Source organism: Arthrobacter sp. SLBN-100, from assembly GCF_006715305.1.
Taxonomy (GTDB): domain Bacteria; phylum Actinomycetota; class Actinomycetes; order Actinomycetales; family Micrococcaceae; genus Arthrobacter.
In genome coordinates this window covers 2,609,685-2,626,322 of sequence record NZ_VFMY01000001.1, presented here as the reverse complement: position 1 = coordinate 2,626,322, position 16,638 = coordinate 2,609,685, and the positions used below count along the sequence as shown (strand labels likewise).

The window sequence follows — 16,638 nt, the reverse complement described above, 5'->3', positions numbered from 1 at the left end:
CACATCCTACAAAACGTTCTGAAAGGCCGGCACTCACCGTGACTCTTCCCCTCTCCATCCTTGACCTGGCAACCATCGGCAAGGGCCAGACGGCGGCGGAGAGCTTCGCGGGCAGCGTGGCCATGGCGCAAAGCGCCGAGAAACTGGGCTACCGGCGGGTCTGGTACGCCGAGCACCACAACATGTCCTCCATCGCCTCCTCGGCGACCAGCGTGCTGATCGCCCACGTTGCCGCGCACACCGAGAGCATCCGGCTCGGTGCCGGCGGCGTGATGCTGCCCAACCACTCGCCGCTGACCATCGCCGAGCAGTTCGGCACCCTGGAGACCCTGCACCCGGGCCGGATCGACCTCGGCCTGGGCCGTGCACCGGGCAGCGACCAGAACACCATGCGTGCCCTGCGGCGGGACCCCATGTCCGCGGACAGCTTCCCCCAGGACGTCCTGGAGCTGCAGGGCTACCTCACCGGCCCCACCCGGATCCAGGGCGTTGAAGCCACCCCGGGCAAGGGAACCAACGTGCCGCTGTACATCCTGGGATCCTCGCTGTTCGGCGCGCGGCTGGCCGCCCAGTTGGGATTGCCGTACGCATTCGCCTCCCACTTTGCCCCCAACGCCCTGCAGGATGCCGTGGCCATCTACCGCCGGGAGTTCAAGCCCTCGGCGCAGCTGGACGCGCCGCACGTGATCGCCGGCGTGAACGTGATCGCTGCCGATTCCGCCTCCGAGGCGCAGGCCATGATGCAGGCCACCAAGCGTGCCCGCGTGTCCCTGTTCTTCGGCGGCGGCCGCGAGTTCACCGACGACGAAGCGGACATGATCCTCGACTCCCCGCAGGGCCAGCACGTCTCGCAGATGATGACCTACTCCGCGGTGGGCACGCCCGACGTCGTCCTCGATTACCTGGACGGCTTCGGCAAGCACGCCGATGCCGACGAACTCATCGTGGCGCACCAAAGCACCGGCACCGAGGCGCGGCTGAGGTCTGTGGAACTCCTGGCCCAGGCCGCCGGGCTGGCGAGGGTCTAGGCGCCGGGCGCCCTATGGCCGGGGCAGCTCATTGGCCGTCACGCCCCGCGCCCTATTAGGAAAGCGCGACGGCGGGTTCCCCGGGTTCGCGCGGCGGGTTCCCCGGTTTCGCGCGGCGGGCACCGCCGTCGTGGTCCTAGAGAATGCCCCGCGTGACAGCGGCGCGGGCTGAGGCAAGCCCGGTGCCCATTTCCGGGACTTTTACACATACGCAATGAAGGGGACTTTCGGGGGTAACCGCCGGGGCTGAGGATGGGAACTGCCCCCCTTGGGATCGCTGGGATTCCAGGGAGGGGCACCAACCGGGAGTCCGCAGGCAATCCAGCGGCTGAATTCCCGGCCTGGTCCTGCCTAAGGGGTCCGCGGATGCCGACGCATTTGAACCAAAGCGTGGCGGATTCGGCGCTGCTCACCCGTTCCCTCCCGTTGGAGATGCTCCGTGCGTTCGTCCCGTCGGATGCGGCGGACAGCGGGCTGACGCCTGCCCTCCTCGCGGAGCTCAAAGTCCTGGCGCGCGTTCCCGGGCTGCTGGTGGCCTGCAATTACGGCGGCACCCTGTGCGATGCCGAGGGCATCTCCACGGAGATCCTCCCGCTCGGGAGCGCGGCCATCGCCCTGCGCGCCCTTGCGGCCCTGCCCAACACCCATGCGGCGATCATTTCGGGGCGTTCGCTCCGTGATCTTGCGGCGGTATCGCGCCTTCCGGTGGAGGTTCATCTCATTGGCTCGCACGGCGCGGAATCGGACATGGGCTTTGCGCACGCCCAGACCCTGGCCACGGAATCCGTCCTGCAGAAAGCCAATGCCGCGCTCAATGAGGCCGTGGGTTTCCAAGAAGGCATCTGGATAGAGCGCAAACCCGTGGCCGTTTCTGTCCACACCCGGTCCGCACCGCCGGACGTCGTGGAGTCCGTGATGGAGACCGCACGGGAGATTGCCCGCGTGCACGGCCTGTTCTTCATTGAGGACGGCTCGGTGCTGGACCTGTCCGTGGTGGAACCGTCCAAAGCCGAGGCGCTGGAGAGCCTCCGGTCCCGGCTCGGAGCCAGCGCCGCCATGTTCGCCGGGGACGCCTACAGTGACGAACTGGCCATCGCCACGCTGCGCGGGCCGGACCTGGGCCTGCGGGTGGGGCCGGGGGAGACCGCCGCAGCGCACCGCGTCCGCGACCCGGAATCCTTCGCCCGGGTCCTGGCCCTCCTCTTCGAACTGCGCCGGGCCTGGCTTTTCGGCGAGGACGCCGTGGGCCTTGAACGGCACACGATGATCGGGAACGGATCCTCCACCGCGCTGCTGACACCCGATGCGAAGATCTGCTGGATGAGCCACCCGCTGCCGGATTCCGGTTCATTGTTTGCCCACATCCTGGGCGGAGACGCGGCCGGGCACTTCTCCGTGGAGCCGGTCAAGGCCTCGCAGGTGCTGGGGCAGCGGTATGTGGACAGCACCATGATTGTCGAAACCCGGTGGGCGGGCGTCACGGTCACGGACTACCTCGAGCCCGCCCCGGACGGCATCACCAGCCTGGTCAGGGTGCTCTCCGGCAACGGCGCCGCCAGGATCACCTTCGCCCCCCGGCCGGACTACGCCAACGCCCCGTTCAGCATGGAGGCCCGCGGCGGTGAACTGCACGTTGTGGGCACCTCGGAACCGATCATCCTGTTCGCCCCCGGAGTCACCTTCAGCATCACCTCGGACGGACGCCACGCCACGGCTACAGCATCCGTGAACCTGCAGGACGGTCCCGTGGTGCTCAACCTGCGCTGCGGCGATACCGAACCGCAGCCGGCGGACCCGGAAGGCGAGACGGAACGGCGGGCCGGAGTGGCGCTGCACGCCCGCCAATGGGTGCAGAAACTTGCCCTGCCGTCCGTCAAGCCCTCCCTGGTGCGGCGGTCAGCCCTGGTGCTGCGCGCCCTGGTGCACGAGCCCACGGGCGCCGTGCTCGCGGCCCCCACCACGTCGCTGCCCGAGGGAATCGGCGGGACAAGGAACTGGGACTACCGGTACTGCTGGCTGCGGGACGGGTCCATGACGGTCAACGCGCTGGTGGACCTCGGTTCCACGGCAGAGGCCGCCGGATTCCTCGACTGGCTGGGACGGATCCTCGAACACGCGCCCGGCCCCGAATGGCTGCACCCCCTGTACTCGGTGACCGGCGCGCCGCTCTCAACGGAAGCCGTCGTCGACAGCCTTCCCGGCTACGCCGGCTCGCGCCCCGTCAGGATCGGCAACGCCGCGGACCACCAGGTCCAGCTGGACGTCTTCGGGCCCGTTGCTGAGCTGATCAATGCCCTGAGTGACCGGGAAGGCGCGCTCGCCGATGACCACTGGGAGCTGATGGTCCAGATGGCCTCAGCCGTCCTGGCACGCTGGCACGAACCTGACCACGGCATTTGGGAAGCCCGGCGCGCAGCCCGACACCACGTCTACTCCAAGGTGATGTGCTGGGTGACCCTCGACCGCGCCCTGCGGACAGCGGACCGCCACGGCCGCGAGCCGGACCCGGCCTGGGCACCAACCGCGGCCACCATCCGTGAAGAAGTGCTGCGCGAAGGCTGGGATGAGCCGGCGAACTCCTACACCGTGGCGTACGACAGCCCGGACCTTGATGCTGCCGTCCTGCACATTGGCCTCTCCGGCCTGCTGGATGTTGCGGACCAGCGCTTCCTGGACACCGTCACTGCCGTGGAGCGGGAGCTGCGGGTGGGACCCACTGTTTTCCGGTACCGGTACGACGACGGTCTGCCGGGCCTGGAGGGCGGGTTCCACATCTGCACCACCTGGCTGATTGAAGCCTATGTGGCCGTGGGCCGGATCGATGAGGCCTGGGACCTGTTTGACCAGTTGGTGAACCTCTTCGGGCCCACCGGGCTGCTGCCCGAGGAGTACGACCCCGGCACGGAGACCCATCTGGGGAACCATCCGCAGGCATACTCGCACCTGGGCTTCATCCGGTGCGCCCGGCTCCTGGACGAACACCAGGGCAGAAGATAGCCGGTGTCCGTTATGGGTACCTAGAGTGGAGCTAACAGGGACCCAAACCGAAACGAGACTAATGACGACCGCCCGCGCCCAGGGAGTGGGCTTCCGTTCTGAACGGGGCCCGATTCTCATTGCCCTGATGCTGTCCACCGGACTGGTGGCCATCGATTCCACGATCGTGGCCACCGCCGTGCCGTCGATCGTCCGGGACGTGGGCGGGTTCGAGTCGTTCCCCTGGCTTTTTTCGGCATACCTGCTGGCCCAGGCCGTCTCGGTGCCCATCTACGGGAAGCTGTCCGACATGGTGGGCCGCAAACCGATCATCCTGGCGGGCATCGGGCTGTTCCTGCTCGGGTCCGTCCTCTGCGGCGTTGCCTGGAGCATGCCCACACTGATCGCATTCCGCGCTTTGCAGGGACTCGGTGCGGGAGCGGTGCTGCCCGTGTCCATCACCATAGCCGGGGACATTTATTCACTGGAGGAGCGCGCCAAGGTCCAAGGCTACCTGGCCAGCGTGTGGGCTGTCTCCTCGGTGGTGGGCCCGAGCCTTGGCGGCATCTTCTCCGCACTGGGGATCTGGCGCGGCATCTTCCTGGTCAATATTCCGCTCTGCCTGTTGGCCGCGTGGATGCTGCTCCGGACCCTGCACGAGAACGTGGAACGCGCCAAGCACCGGGTGGATTATGCCGGCGCGGCCCTGCTGGCGGGTTCACTTGGCCTGCTGATCCTTGGCGCCCTCCAGGGTGGCCAGGGGTGGGAGTGGAATTCGCCCATCAGCATTGGCATCTTCGTGGCGGGCGGGATACTGCTGGCCGTGTTCCTGGTGGTGGAGCGGCGGGCCGCGGAGCCGGTCCTGCCGTCGTGGGTGGTGTCGCGGCGGCTGCTTGGCACCACCGCGCTGGTGTCCTTCGGAGTCGGGGCAGTGATGATTGGCCTGACCTCCTACGTGCCCACGTTCCTGGAAGGGGCGCTGAGAAGCTCACCCCTCATTGCCGGCCTGGCGCTCGCAGCACTCACTCTCGGCTGGCCCATCAGTGCCTCGCAGGCGGGCCGGTTCTACCTGCGGATCGGGTTCAAGGCCACCGCGTTGATCGGTATCTCCATTACCGTGGCGGGCCTGCTGGTCCTGGCACTCACGGCAGCCACTCCCAACGTGGTGCTGGTGGCAAGCAGCTGCTTCGTGGTGGGACTCGGGTTGGGGCTGGTGGCCACTCCCACCCTGATCTCTGCGCAGTCCAGCGTTTCCTGGAACGAGCGAGGCGTGGTTACCAGCACCAACATGTTCGCCAGGTCCATCGGGAGCGCACTGGGCGTGGCCGTCTTCGGCGCCGTAGCCAACGCGGTTTACGCAAACACACCCGGGGAAGGTGATGCTCCTGCCGTGGTGGCCGCTTCCGGCGCGGTCTTCCTGGCGGCGCTGGTGGGCGGCATCCTCACGGTGGCGGCGGTTCTGGCGATGCCCGCGGTGAAGGCGGGCGAGGCGGTGAAGGCGGGCGAGGCGGGTGAGGCGGGTGAGGCCGGCGACGCGAGCGAGGCCGGCCGGACCAACGCGCCGCCGGACTCCGACGCGGAAAGCAGCCGCAGCAGCGCTGACACGTAGCGGGAGGTGACATTTGGCGGGTATCCCCAGAGGGGGTATCTCCGGGAGACGGGTACCTCCGGCAGGCGGATTCAGCGGGAAGCACGGAAGATGTCCGGCGCCGGCCGGGTCCCTGTGGCGAGGTCTGCAAGGATCCGGCCCACCACGGGGGTGAACTTGAATCCGTGCCCGGAGAATCCGGCGCCGATCACCACGGGGCCAATCCGGTCCAGGATGAAGTCCTCATCCGGGGTGGTGGTGTAGGTGCAGCTGATGGCCTCGAACGAGTCGGCGTCCACGCCCGGCAGCCAGGTCCGCGCGTAGTCCTGCAGGGCGGCGAGCTGCCCGGGTTCAGGCTGGAAGGAGCGCCGGTCCGGGTCAACCAGGGGGCCCACGCCGTGCCAGCCGGCCTTGATGCCCTCGCCCGGGGTCTGCATCCCGTAGACGGGGGAGTACCAGTTCCTGTATTCCGCACTGGTCCCCGGCATGTGGTTGAACCCGGGCCATACGGCACCGGCATCAGCCACCCGGAAGTGCGCCGGCTGCTCCTGGGTGACCCGCAGCTTCGGAATCCGGAGTCCTGCGCCGCGGGCACCGAGGAGTTTTTCTGTCCAGCCGCCGGCCGTGACCACAACCTGGGCGGCGGTGACCACCTCGGTGCCTGCGCCGGACTCGAAAGCCAGCCGGACGCCGTCGTCCATCACCTTCAGTTCAGCCACTTTGGTGTGGTGCCGGATTTCCGCGCCCCGGGCTGCCGCGAGCCGCTGGAAGGCGGGCAGTGCCGCTTCGGGGTTGAGCTGGCCGCCGTCGGGCATGTGCAATGCCTGCTGGTCGAAACGAATGCCGCGCCAGCGCTCGCCTGCCTCGGCAGGGGACAGGAACTCGGCGCGGATGCCGGCCTGGTCCAGCGCCGCGGCGACGTCCGGAAGCCGTGGGTCGGGGCCGTGGTTGACGATGCCCGTGCGGGCGAGCAGCGTTTCGCCGCTTTCCTGCTCCAGTTCGTCCCACAGGGCCAGCCCCTCTGCCAGCATGGCCACGTATTCCGGACGGTGGTAACCCGGGTTCAGGTTGCGGGTGGCGCCGTGCGAGGCGCCGATCTTATGCCCCGGCCCGAACTGTTCCACCAGCGTCACCTGGCGTCCGCGGCGGGCCAGCGCCCAGGCGGCGGCCGACCCCATGGCGCCGCCGCCGACCACCACGGTGTCCAGCGTCTTTTCCATCAATCTCCCATCACGTCAGCAGCAGCGCTACGCCAATCATCGCTGGAACGGCCACAACGGTAGTAATCAGTACCGTGTCCTTGGCCACGGTGAGGCCGGTCTTGTAGCGGCTGGCGGCCACAAAGACGTTCTGGGCGGTGGGCAACGAAGACGTGACCACCACGGCGAACAGGGCATGGCCTTCCATGCCCAGCGCGAAACGCGCGAAGAGATACGCCAGCGCCGGCTGGACGGCCAGCTTGAACCCGGTCGCCAGCAGAGTGTCCAGGCGCCGGCCGGCCGCGGCCTGCAGCGGGCGGGTGCCGTTCAGGCTCATGCCGAAGGCGATCAGCATGGCCGGAATCGCGGCTCCGCCGATCAGGTGGATGGGCTCCATCACCAGCGGCGGAACCTGCCAGCCGGTCCCGGCCACCACCAGCCCCAGCGCGGAGCCCACAATCATGGGGTTGCGCAGGATCATCACCACAAAACCCACGGGCGTGGTGCGGTGCGCACTGGTGCTTGAGTCCAGGATCATCAGGAACAGCGGCGTAAAGAAGGCCAGCTGGAAGATCAGCAGCGGCGCCACATAGCTGGCGTCGCCCAGAACATATACCGCTATGGGAATACCCAGGTTGGCAGAGTTGGCGAGCGAGGCCGCCATGGAGGACATCAGGGATTCAGGCAGGGAACGTTTTAGCCACAGTTTGGCGATGGTGAAGAAGATGCCGGCTGTGGCGATGGCCGCTACCGCTGTCACAAGCAGGGGTGCGGCGAAAACCTCGGCAAGGCGGGCCTTTCCCAGCGTTTCGAAGAGCAGCGCGGGGCTGGCCACGAAGAAGGTGAGGGAGCTGAGGACCTGGCGTGCATTGTCACCCAGGATTTTCTGCCGGCCCACGAACCAGCCCACCAGGATGATGCACCACACCACAAAGAAGCCGGCCAGTACGCCTAGCAAGGAGTCACCGGCACGGAATCCAGCAGGACACAGTGGCAGCGGGTACCGGGGCGCACGCTCCGGTTAGAGGGTGGCGTTGTTAAGCGCGAAAGGGGGACGCATCATCCCGGGAGTGAAGCCCTCGGCGGGGTCGTTGCCCAGCTGGATCACGCGATTGTTTTCGTCCACGTGGACCACCCGCGGCTCATAGGCTTTAGCCTCTTCGGTGGTCATCTGGGCGTAGGTAATCAGGATGACAAGATCGTTCTCGTGCATGAGGTGCGCCGCTGCGCCGTTGATGCCGATGACGCCGGAACCGCGTTCGCCGGCGATGGTGTAGGTCTCAAGCCGTGCACCGTTGGTGATGTCCACAATGGACACGAGCTCGCCGGGTAGGATATCGGCGGCCTCGAGCAGGTCCAGGTCCACCGTGACGGAACCTACGTAGTGCAGGTCGGCGTGCGTGACGGTGGCCCGGTGGATTTTGGACTTGAAGATTGTTCGATTCATAACGGCATCAGTCTAGCGCCGGGGACCTGCCGGCGCAGTGACGCAGGGTACAGTGACGCGGGGATGCCCCTGCGCAGTCACAGGAGCCAGTCGTGACGCAGGGCCGACCGCAGTCCCCGCCTTTTGGAGGACACGTACGACGGCGGCCGGTCACCCGCCGTCGTTCCTTGCCACCGCGACGGCTGCTGCAGCCAGCGTCTCCCTCGCGGCCAGGATGGCCGGGCGCTGTGCGCTGGAGCGCCGGACCGAGGTAAAGACGGTGCGGTGCGGCTTGCCCGGCAGCTCCAGCAGCTGGGCCGTGGTGCCGCGGCCGGTCCACACGAGGTCCGGCATCAGGGCCACTGCATTGCCCGATTCGATCAGCCGGATCTGGGCCTGCAGGTCCGCGGTTTCAAAGCGCACGTCGGGCTCGAAACCGGCACTGCGGCACGCCTGCTCCGCCCAGTGGCGGGACGCAGCGCCCCGTGGCTCCATGACCCATGCGAGTCCCGCGGTGTCCTCGAGCGAACGGATGGCAGTTCCGCTGTCGGACGCCGGCGGAACCGCCAGGCGGATGGCATCGGTGGTCAGCCGGACCCGGTCCAGTTCGGGGTAACGCGGGGCCGCGTGGCCGGGATACTGTTCGGCGATAACCAAGTCGAAATCCCGCGCCCAGGTCTCGTGCAGCGCCGTTTCCGGCTCGCGCTGGATCATTTCGATGCGGACCTCGGGATAGGCCTTCGTCATCCTCGTCAGGGTGTCGGGCATCAGGGCCAGGGCCGCTGACTGGAACACTGCGATCCGGACGGTCCCCGTAACGGTGGTCAGGGAAGCGGCAAGGTCAGCCTCCGCCTGCTCCATGGTTTCCAGCAGGCTCGCCGTGTGCGCCACGAGCACTTCGGCCTGCGGCGTGAGCTGAACCCGCCGGCCGGTTTTCCGGAGCAGTTCCACGCCCACTTCCTTCTCGAGCAGGGCAAGCTGCTGCGATACCGACGACGGGCTGTACTGCAGTGCCTCGGCCACCTCCGCGAGCGTCCCCCGGATACTTAGTTCCCGGAGCAGGCGGAGCCGGCGGACATCAAGCATGAGGAAATCCTTACCGAAACTAACGAATATAGGTTAGAAGTAGTCACTTTATCTAACGCAAGCCCGCTTGCATACTGTTGGGACCGAGTTACCCCCGTCACAAGCGATTCTTCGCGCGCCGTGCCGGGGTCGCACCCCAACAGGAGTTCCTGATGAGCACTAGAGATATGAGCCAGTCGATCATGCGGCGCAAGCCCATTGACGACATTGAAGAAGAGAACAAACACAGTGGCCTCTTTAAGTCACTCGGGCTTTGGCAGCTTACGGCGATCGGCGTAGGCGGCATTATCGGCGTCGGCATCTTCTCCCTCGCGGGGCTGGTGGCCGCCGGCAGCGAGAGCACGCCCGGGGTGGGGCCCGCGGTGCTGATCTCGTTCCTGATCGCCGGCCTTGCATCCGCCGCGGCGGCGCTTTCGTACGCAGAGTTCGCGGGCATGATTCCCCGCGCCGGCTCCGCCTACACCTACGGGTATGTTGCACTCGGCGAGGTGATCGGCTGGTTCATCGGCTGGGACCTGCTGCTGGAATACATTGCCATCGTGGCCGTAGTGGCCATCGGCATCTCGGGCTACTTTGACGCCTTCCTCTCCGGAATCGGCATCCACATGCCGGTGTGGATGACGTCCACCCCCGATGAAGGCAAGGGCGGAATCGTCAACATTCCGGCCATCGTGGTCTGCCTGATCGTGACCTGGATCCTGTCGCGCGGAACCAAGGCCTTCGGCCGCTTCGAACTGGTGGCCGTGGCCATCAAGGTAGTCCTGATCCTTTTCATCATCGGGCTGGGTATCTTCTACATCGACACCAACAACTACAACCCGTTCATGCCGTCCGGCTTCGGCCCGGTTCTTGCCGGTTCAGCCACCGTGTTCTTCGCGGTGTTCGGTTACGACGCCATGAGTACAGCGGCCGAGGAAGCCACCGACGGCAAGAAGCACATGCCCAAGGCCATCATCCTGTCCTTGATCATCGCCATGCTGCTCTACGTTGCAGCCACCCTGGTCCTCACGGGCATGCAGAACTACAAGGACATTGACCCGAAGGCCGGGTTTGCCTCCGCCTTCACCGGTGTTGGCCTGCCGGTGATCGCCACCATCATTTCCGTCTTTGCCGTGCTGTCCATCCTGACCGTTATGCTGACGTTCCTGCTCGGGGTTACGCGCGTCTGGTTCTCCATGAGCCGGGACGGGCTCCTGCCCGGCTGGTTCGCCAAGACGGACCGCCATGGCACCCCGCAGCGGGTCACCTGGATTGGCGGCATTGCCTCAGCCCTCCTGGCCGGCGTCTTCCCGATCAAGGCCGTGGCTGACCTCACCAACATCGGTATCCTGGCCGCCTTCGTCGTGGTCTGCCTGTCCGTCATCATCTTCCGCTACAAGAGGCCCGATGCACCGCGCGCCTTCCGCCTGCCGCTGATGCCGCTGGTTCCGGCATTCGGCGTCCTGGCCTCTGCGTTCCTGATGTTCCAGCTGCACTGGGAGACCTGGCTGCGCTTCGGTATCTGGCTCGTTATTGGCCTGGCCATCTACTTCTTCTATGGCAAGAAAAACTCGCTGATGAACCCCAACAGTCCGCGGCACCAGGAGATCGTGGAGATGCACCGGCCCGTCGGCTGACCCGCCGCCCCCCTGACCCCCCGTTGCCCTATCACTTTTGGTTGACTTCACCCCGCGTTTGGCAGCCAAAAAGTGATAGGGCAATGGCTGACCCGCCGCCCCCCTGGCCCCCCGTTGCCCTATCACTTTTGGTTGACTTCACCCCGCGTTTGGCAGCCAAAAAGTGATAGGGCAATGCTGTTTTAAGCGGGGCAGGGAGGGTTCATGAATGATTGGTTTTTCTAATCTGTATTGCTTAGAAAAGATCGCTTTATCTTATGTGATTGCAGGCTCATACTGATGGATAAGACCTCCTCGAACCACAGGAAAGAACGAGAAAAAGTCATGACCCACATTGCAATGGAGCCGGCAGTTGCCACCGGTATCGCGCCGCGGACCGTCGACGTTGATGTGCCACAGGCGAAGGCCCTGGCCACCGAAGCCGTAGCGCTGGTCCGCCACTGGCTGACCGAGGCGTCCAAGGTCCCCGTGGACGCCTCCGCACAGCAGCTTGCAGGGGTGCTGAAGGATCCCAACGGCCTGGAGTTCACGGTTGGTTTCGTGGACGGCGTGGTCCGCCCGGAGGACCTGAACGTCGCCGCCCGCAACCTGGCAGCCCTCGCGCCCAAGGTCCCCGCGTTCCTGCCCTGGTACATGCGCCGCGCCGTCCAGCTCGGCGGCACCATGGCCCCTGTCCTTCCGCAGGTTGTCATCCCGGTGGCCCGCAAGGTCCTGCGCGAGATGGTGGGCCACCTGATCGTGGACGCCACCGATGCAAAGCTGGGCCCGGCGATCGCCAAGATCCGCAAGGACGGCATCAAACTCAACGTCAACCTCCTCGGCGAAGCGGTCCTCGGCGGGCACGAGGCCTCGCGTCGGCTCGAAGGCACCCACACCCTGCTGGCGCGCCCCGACGTTGACTACGTCTCCATCAAGGTCTCCTCCACCGTCGCCCCGCACTCGGCCTGGGCTTTCGACGAAGCCGTGGAACACGTGGTTGAGAAACTCACGCCGCTCTTCCAGCGCGCGGCCTCCTTCGCCACCGCTGGAAGCAGCACCGGCGGGAAGGCCAAGTTCATCAACCTGGACATGGAGGAGTACAAGGACCTGGACATGACCATCGCGGTCTTCACCAGGATCCTGGACAAGCCCGAGTTCAAGAACCTCGAGGCCGGCATCGTGCTCCAGGCCTACCTGCCGGACGCACTCTCGGCAATGATCCGCCTGCAGGACTGGGCCGCGGAACGCCGTGCCAACGGCGGCGCCGCCATCAAGGTCCGCGTGGTCAAGGGCGCCAACCTGCCCATGGAGCAGGTGGAAGCCTCCCTGCACGACTGGCCGCTGGCCACCTGGGGCAGCAAGCAGGACTCGGACACCAGCTACAAGAGCGTCATCAACTACTCGTTGCACCCCGAGCGGATCAAGAACGTCCGCATCGGCGTCGCCGGGCACAACCTCTTCGACATCGCCTTCGCCTGGCTCCTGGCCAAGCAGCGCGGCATCGCGGATACCGCACAACAGAGCATCGAATTCGAAATGCTGCTGGGCATGGCCCAGGGCCAGGCCGAAGCCGTCAAGAGGGACGTCGGCTCCCTGCTGCTCTACACCCCGGTGGTGCACCCGGCCGAGTTCGACGTCGCCATCGCGTACCTGATCCGCCGCCTCGAAGAAGGCGCCAGCCAGGACAACTTTATGTCCGCAGTGTTTGAGCTCAGTGAAAACGAAGTCCTGTTCGAGCGCGAGAAACAGCGCTTCCTCGCCTCGCTCGCAGCGCTGGACAACACGGTTCCGCCGGCCAACCGGCAGCAGAACCGCAACCTGCCCCCGGTTCCGATGCCGCACGAGGGCTTCGAAAACACCCCGGACACGGACCCGTCCCTCCCCGCCAACCGCGACTGGGGCCGCGCCATCCTTGAGCGAGTCCCGTCCTCCACCCTTGGGAACGCCTCCGTGGCAGCCGCTTCCATCAAGGACGAGGCCACCCTCAACATGGTCATCGAAACCGCCGTGGAGAAGGGCAAAGCCTGGGGCGCACTGTCCGGTGCGGAGCGCGCCGAGATCCTGCACCGCGCCGGCGACGTCCTGGAGGCCCGCCGCGCGGACCTGCTCGAGGTCATGGCCAGCGAGACCGGCAAGACCATCGACCAGGGCGACCCCGAGGTCAGCGAGGCAGTGGACTTTGCCCACTACTACGCCGAGTCCGCCCGGAAGCTGGACACGGTCGACGGCGCCACGTTCGTCCCTGCCGGGCTCACCGTGGTCACGCCGCCCTGGAACTTCCCGGTCGCCATCCCGGCAGGATCCACCCTCGCGGCACTCGCCGCAGGTTCCGCCGTCGTCATCAAGCCCGCCAAGCAGGCCGCCCGCAGCGGTGCCGTGATGGTGGAAGCCCTTTGGGAGGCCGGTGTGCCCCGCGATGTGCTGACCATGGTGCAGTTGGGCGAACGCGAACTCGGCAAGCAGCTGATCTCCCACCCCGCCGTGGACCGCGTGATCCTCACCGGCGGCTACGAAACCGCCGAGCTGTTCCGGTCCTTCCGGCAGGACCTGCCGCTCCTGGCCGAAACCAGCGGCAAGAACGCCATCATCGTCACCCCCAGCGCCGACCTGGACCTGGCAGCCAAGGACGTTGCCTACTCCGCGTTCGGCCACGCAGGGCAGAAGTGCTCCGCCGCCTCCCTGGTGATCCTGGTGGGCTCTGTGGCCAAGTCCACGCGGTTCCACAACCAGCTGATCGACGCCGTCACCTCCTTGAAGGTGGGCTACCCCGAGGACCCCACCAGCCAGATGGGCCCGATCATCGAGCCCGCCAACGGCAAACTCCTCAACGCCCTGACCACCCTTGGCCAGGGCGAAAACTGGGCCGTTGAACCGAAGAAGCTGGACAGCACCGGCAGGCTCTGGAGCCCGGGCGTGCGGTACGGCGTCAAGCGCGGTTCCTACTTCCACCTGACCGAGTTCTTCGGCCCGGTGCTCGGCGTGATGACCGCTGACACGCTCGAAGAGGCCATCGCCATCCAGAACCAGATCGAGTACGGACTCACTGCGGGCCTGCACTCCCTGAACTCGGCGGAGCTCGGGATCTGGCTGGATTCCATCCAGGCCGGAAACCTGTACGTGAACCGCGGCATTACCGGCGCCATTGTGCAGCGCCAGCCGTTCGGTGGCTGGAAGAAGTCAGCCGTTGGCGCCGGCACCAAGGCAGGCGGGCCCAATTACCTGGCCGGCCTGGGCGACTGGGCCGCGGACGTCAGCACTGCCGGCGCTCCTGTAACCCACCCCGGCGTCCGCCGGATCATCAACGCCGCCGGCGCGGCCCTGGAACCTGCCGAACTTGAGTCGGTCCAGCGGGCCCTGGCCTCCGACGCACGGGCCTGGGCCGAGGAATTCGGTACTGCCAGGGACATCTCCGGCCTCAGCGCCGAGCGCAACATCTTCCGCTACCGGAGCCTGCCGGTCACCGTCCGGCTTTCCGAAGGTGCGCCGCTGGCGCACCTCGTCCGGACTGTGGCAGCCGGGGTCCTGGCGGGTTCGGCACTGACGGTGTCCTCCGCCGTCGAACTTCCAGCGCAGCTGCGCCCGGTGCTTACCGCGCTGGACGTTGAGGTGACGGTGGAGTCCGACGCCGAGTGGCTGGCTTCTGCCGAGCGCCTCGCTGCGGCGGGGAAGCTGTCCGGGGCGCGGATCCGCCTCATCGGCGGTGACGCTGCGGCACTGGCGAAGTCCACGGGCGGGCGTCCCGACCTTGCCGTCTACGCCCACCCGATCACGGAGGCCGGACGCATTGAGCTGCTGCCGTTCCTGCATGAGCAGGCTGTCAGCATCACCGCCCACCGGTTCGGCACACCAAACCACCTCTCGGACGCGCTGATCTAGTTCAGCGCTTAGGGCATAAAGAAAGGTCCGGTGGTTGAGCTTGTCGAAACCTGGGTTTCGAGAAGTTCAACCACCGGACCTCGCCACATGCCGTCAGCCCAAGTACCACCCCGGGGGTGTCCAGGTCACGGGAACGCTGTGGGCGGAAAACTGTTCGCAACGCGTGCAGGTGTAGGCAACTTCGCCCAAAGTGGCGACGCTGCCGTCCCGCCGGTACGTCGGCGGGATGTAGGACTCGAGGTAGACAAATTCGTCGGTGCGGCATGTGTCGCAGGTAGGCTTGCCTACGTATCCGGTGTCCGTGGTGGCGATGCCCGCGCCAAGTGTTGAACTGCGGGTGGCCGGCCGCGCCGTGTTGTGCGGGCGCACATGGGCGGAGCTGAGATGGGTGTTCTTGGCTGTCGTCATTGGCTGCCTGTCCCGAGCAGTGAAACCTGGCAGGCAGGAGCACGCTCGTGTTAATGAACTGGCCAGCTGCTTGACCATGGGAAAACCAGCATAGGTTATGCCACCTTCACTGATCAATGGAAAATGAGCACAGGGCAGCGCTGGGAGGGTATTTGGTGCTGCAACTACGGGCTGCACAGAAAGGTGCGCAGCGCCGCCATCCAAAGTCCGGGCCCGCCGGGTGGGGGCCGTGTGATGCTTGTTGCAGGTCTACCCGGAGGGCGACCGGGCTAAACAGCAAGGACGTCCTTTTCTCATCCTGGGAAAACATTCCTTCTTGGCCATAAACCACCGGGGTCGACTGCCTGCCGTTCTCCCAAACGCCAGCGCGGGGGCAACGGCGCAGGCCAAGGGCGAAAGGATTCCCCAAGCTGCATATTCTTCGCAACGCTGCCGCCGCCAGCGCCACTCCCGAGCAGCACGAGCCTGGACACCAGGTCCGGATGCTCCGCCGCAATCCCTGGCGGCACCCCTGTTCCTAGCCCGGACGGTTGATGGTCCTTCCCACAATGGATTGCGTCAGGGCGTCGATCACCTCGGAGTTGGCCAGCGGGTTCCGGATCAGCGTGAAATCAACGTCGCCCACCGCCGGAAGATCGAAACGGCGCGTGATGATCTTCAGGTCCTCGGGCACCAGGGACGACGGCATAACGGCGACTCCGATTCCGGCGCGGACCGCGGCAAGCACGCCGCTGATCTGGCGGGTGGTGCAGGTGATGCGCCACGTCCTGCCGTGGGACTCCAAAGCGTCGATGGCGAGTTTTCGGCTCAAGCTGGGCGAGGGATAGGCGATCAGCGGGACCGGCGCGCCAGGCTCGAGCACAGTCTGTTCCTGCCCCACCCAGGAGAATGAGTCATGCTGCACCACGGTGCCGTCCTTGGCCCCTGCCACCCACTTCACAAACACAAGGTCCAGCTGGCCTGCGTTGAGTTTCCGGTAGAGCTGGTCACTCTGGCCCACCGTCAGTTCCAGGTTAATCTGCGGATAAATCTGCCTGAATTCACGAAGGATCCGCGGCAGGCCGGTAATGGCAAGATCATCCGCCGTACCGAAGCGCAGCCTGCCCCGCATCGCCGACCCGGAGAAGTACCTGGCAGCAGCGTCATGCGCGGCCAGTATGTTGCGGGCAAACCCTGCCATCGCATCGCCGTTGTCTGTAAGCCGGACGTCCCGTGTGTCCCTGGTGATAAGCACCCGCTTGGCCGCCGTCTCCAGCTTGCGGACGTGCTGGCTTACGGTGGGTTGGGCCAGGCCCAACCGGTCAGCTGCCTTGGTGAAGCTGAGGGTTTCGGCCACTGCCAGGAAGGAGCGCAGCTGGGCTGGTTCGAACACTAAGGACTCCAGTGGCATGAGTGCGGAGGTCATTTGGCATTGCAGTTTGCAATACGAGTTATAGGGACAATACGTCTCCATAAT

11 protein-coding genes are annotated in these 16,638 nt (G+C 66.1%); 5 read left to right on the top strand and 6 right to left on the bottom strand.

The window, feature by feature from the left end:
• Positions 1–38 precede the first annotated feature (38 nt).
• The 3 genes from FBY31_RS12245 (at position 39) to FBY31_RS12235 (ending at position 5,613) form a co-directional block, all read left to right on the top strand.
• A complete protein-coding gene (locus FBY31_RS12245) occupies positions 39–1,028 on the top strand; it encodes an LLM class flavin-dependent oxidoreductase (protein WP_142041188.1) in 990 nt (329 codons plus the stop codon).
• Positions 1,029–1,394: 366 nt separating this feature from the next.
• Positions 1,395–4,025, top strand: coding sequence for a trehalase-like domain-containing protein (locus FBY31_RS12240; protein ID WP_200833363.1), 2,631 nt, complete (start codon positions 1,395–1,397; stop codon positions 4,023–4,025).
• A 61-nt stretch (positions 4,026–4,086) separates the two neighbouring features.
• Positions 4,087–5,613, top strand: coding sequence for an MFS transporter (locus tag FBY31_RS12235; protein WP_142041184.1), 1,527 nt, complete (start codon positions 4,087–4,089; stop codon positions 5,611–5,613).
• 71 nt (positions 5,614–5,684) lie between these two features.
• Here the strand turns inward: FBY31_RS12235 and FBY31_RS12230 are convergent, their stop codons facing one another.
• The 4 genes from FBY31_RS12230 to FBY31_RS12215 form a co-directional block, all read right to left on the bottom strand.
• Positions 5,685–6,812: an FAD-dependent oxidoreductase gene (locus FBY31_RS12230; RefSeq protein ID WP_142041180.1), complete on the bottom strand. Its 1,128-nt coding sequence runs from the start codon at positions 6,810–6,812 to the stop codon at positions 5,685–5,687.
• Between the two features lie 10 nt (positions 6,813–6,822).
• Positions 6,823–7,749, bottom strand: coding sequence for an AEC family transporter (locus FBY31_RS12225; protein WP_142041177.1), 927 nt, complete (start codon positions 7,747–7,749; stop codon positions 6,823–6,825).
• Between the two features lie 63 nt (positions 7,750–7,812).
• Positions 7,813–8,238 carry an aspartate 1-decarboxylase gene (gene panD / locus FBY31_RS12220; RefSeq protein ID WP_200833362.1) on the bottom strand — a complete coding sequence of 142 codons (426 nt, stop codon included), beginning with the start codon at positions 8,236–8,238 and terminating at the stop codon, positions 7,813–7,815.
• 150 nt (positions 8,239–8,388) lie between these two features.
• Positions 8,389–9,303 carry a LysR substrate-binding domain-containing protein gene (locus tag FBY31_RS12215; protein ID WP_142041174.1) on the bottom strand — a complete coding sequence of 305 codons (915 nt, stop codon included), beginning with the start codon at positions 9,301–9,303 and terminating at the stop codon, positions 8,389–8,391.
• 152 nt (positions 9,304–9,455) lie between these two features.
• On the opposite strand from FBY31_RS12215, the gene FBY31_RS12210 reads away from it, so the two are divergent.
• Both FBY31_RS12210 and FBY31_RS12205 read left to right on the top strand, forming a co-directional pair.
• Positions 9,456–10,919, top strand: coding sequence for an amino acid permease (locus FBY31_RS12210; protein WP_142041171.1), 1,464 nt, complete (start codon positions 9,456–9,458; stop codon positions 10,917–10,919).
• 324 nt (positions 10,920–11,243) lie between these two features.
• Positions 11,244–14,774: a proline dehydrogenase family protein gene (locus tag FBY31_RS12205; protein WP_200833361.1), complete on the top strand. Its 3,531-nt coding sequence runs from the start codon at positions 11,244–11,246 to the stop codon at positions 14,772–14,774.
• A 93-nt stretch (positions 14,775–14,867) separates the two neighbouring features.
• On the opposite strand, the gene FBY31_RS12200 is transcribed toward FBY31_RS12205, so the two are convergent.
• Positions 14,868–15,182, bottom strand: coding sequence for a hypothetical protein (locus tag FBY31_RS12200; protein ID WP_142041169.1), 315 nt, complete (start codon positions 15,180–15,182; stop codon positions 14,868–14,870).
• 517 nt (positions 15,183–15,699) lie between these two features.
• Positions 15,700–16,554, bottom strand: a complete 855-nt coding sequence (locus tag FBY31_RS12195; RefSeq protein ID WP_142045315.1) for a LysR family transcriptional regulator — start codon at positions 16,552–16,554, stop codon at positions 15,700–15,702.
• Positions 16,555–16,638 lie beyond the last annotated feature (84 nt).

Excerpts from the sequence above, each read along its gene's own strand:
- FBY31_RS12240 (WP_200833363.1), top strand. The coding sequence starts at position 1,395 with ATGCCGACGCATTTGAACCAAAGCGTGGCGGATTCGGCGCTGCTCACC.
- FBY31_RS12235 (WP_142041184.1), top strand. The coding sequence starts at position 4,087 with ATGACGACCGCCCGCGCCCAGGGAGTGGGCTTCCGTTCTGAACGGGGC.
- FBY31_RS12230 (WP_142041180.1), bottom strand. The coding sequence starts at position 6,812 with ATGGAAAAGACGCTGGACACCGTGGTGGTCGGCGGCGGCGCCATGGGG.
- panD (WP_200833362.1), bottom strand. The coding sequence starts at position 8,238 with ATGAATCGAACAATCTTCAAGTCCAAAATCCACCGGGCCACCGTCACG.
- FBY31_RS12215 (WP_142041174.1), bottom strand. The coding sequence starts at position 9,303 with ATGCTTGATGTCCGCCGGCTCCGCCTGCTCCGGGAACTAAGTATCCGG.
- FBY31_RS12210 (WP_142041171.1), top strand. The coding sequence starts at position 9,456 with ATGAGCACTAGAGATATGAGCCAGTCGATCATGCGGCGCAAGCCCATT.
- FBY31_RS12205 (WP_200833361.1), top strand. The coding sequence starts at position 11,244 with ATGACCCACATTGCAATGGAGCCGGCAGTTGCCACCGGTATCGCGCCG.
- FBY31_RS12200 (WP_142041169.1), bottom strand. The coding sequence starts at position 15,182 with ATGACGACAGCCAAGAACACCCATCTCAGCTCCGCCCATGTGCGCCCG.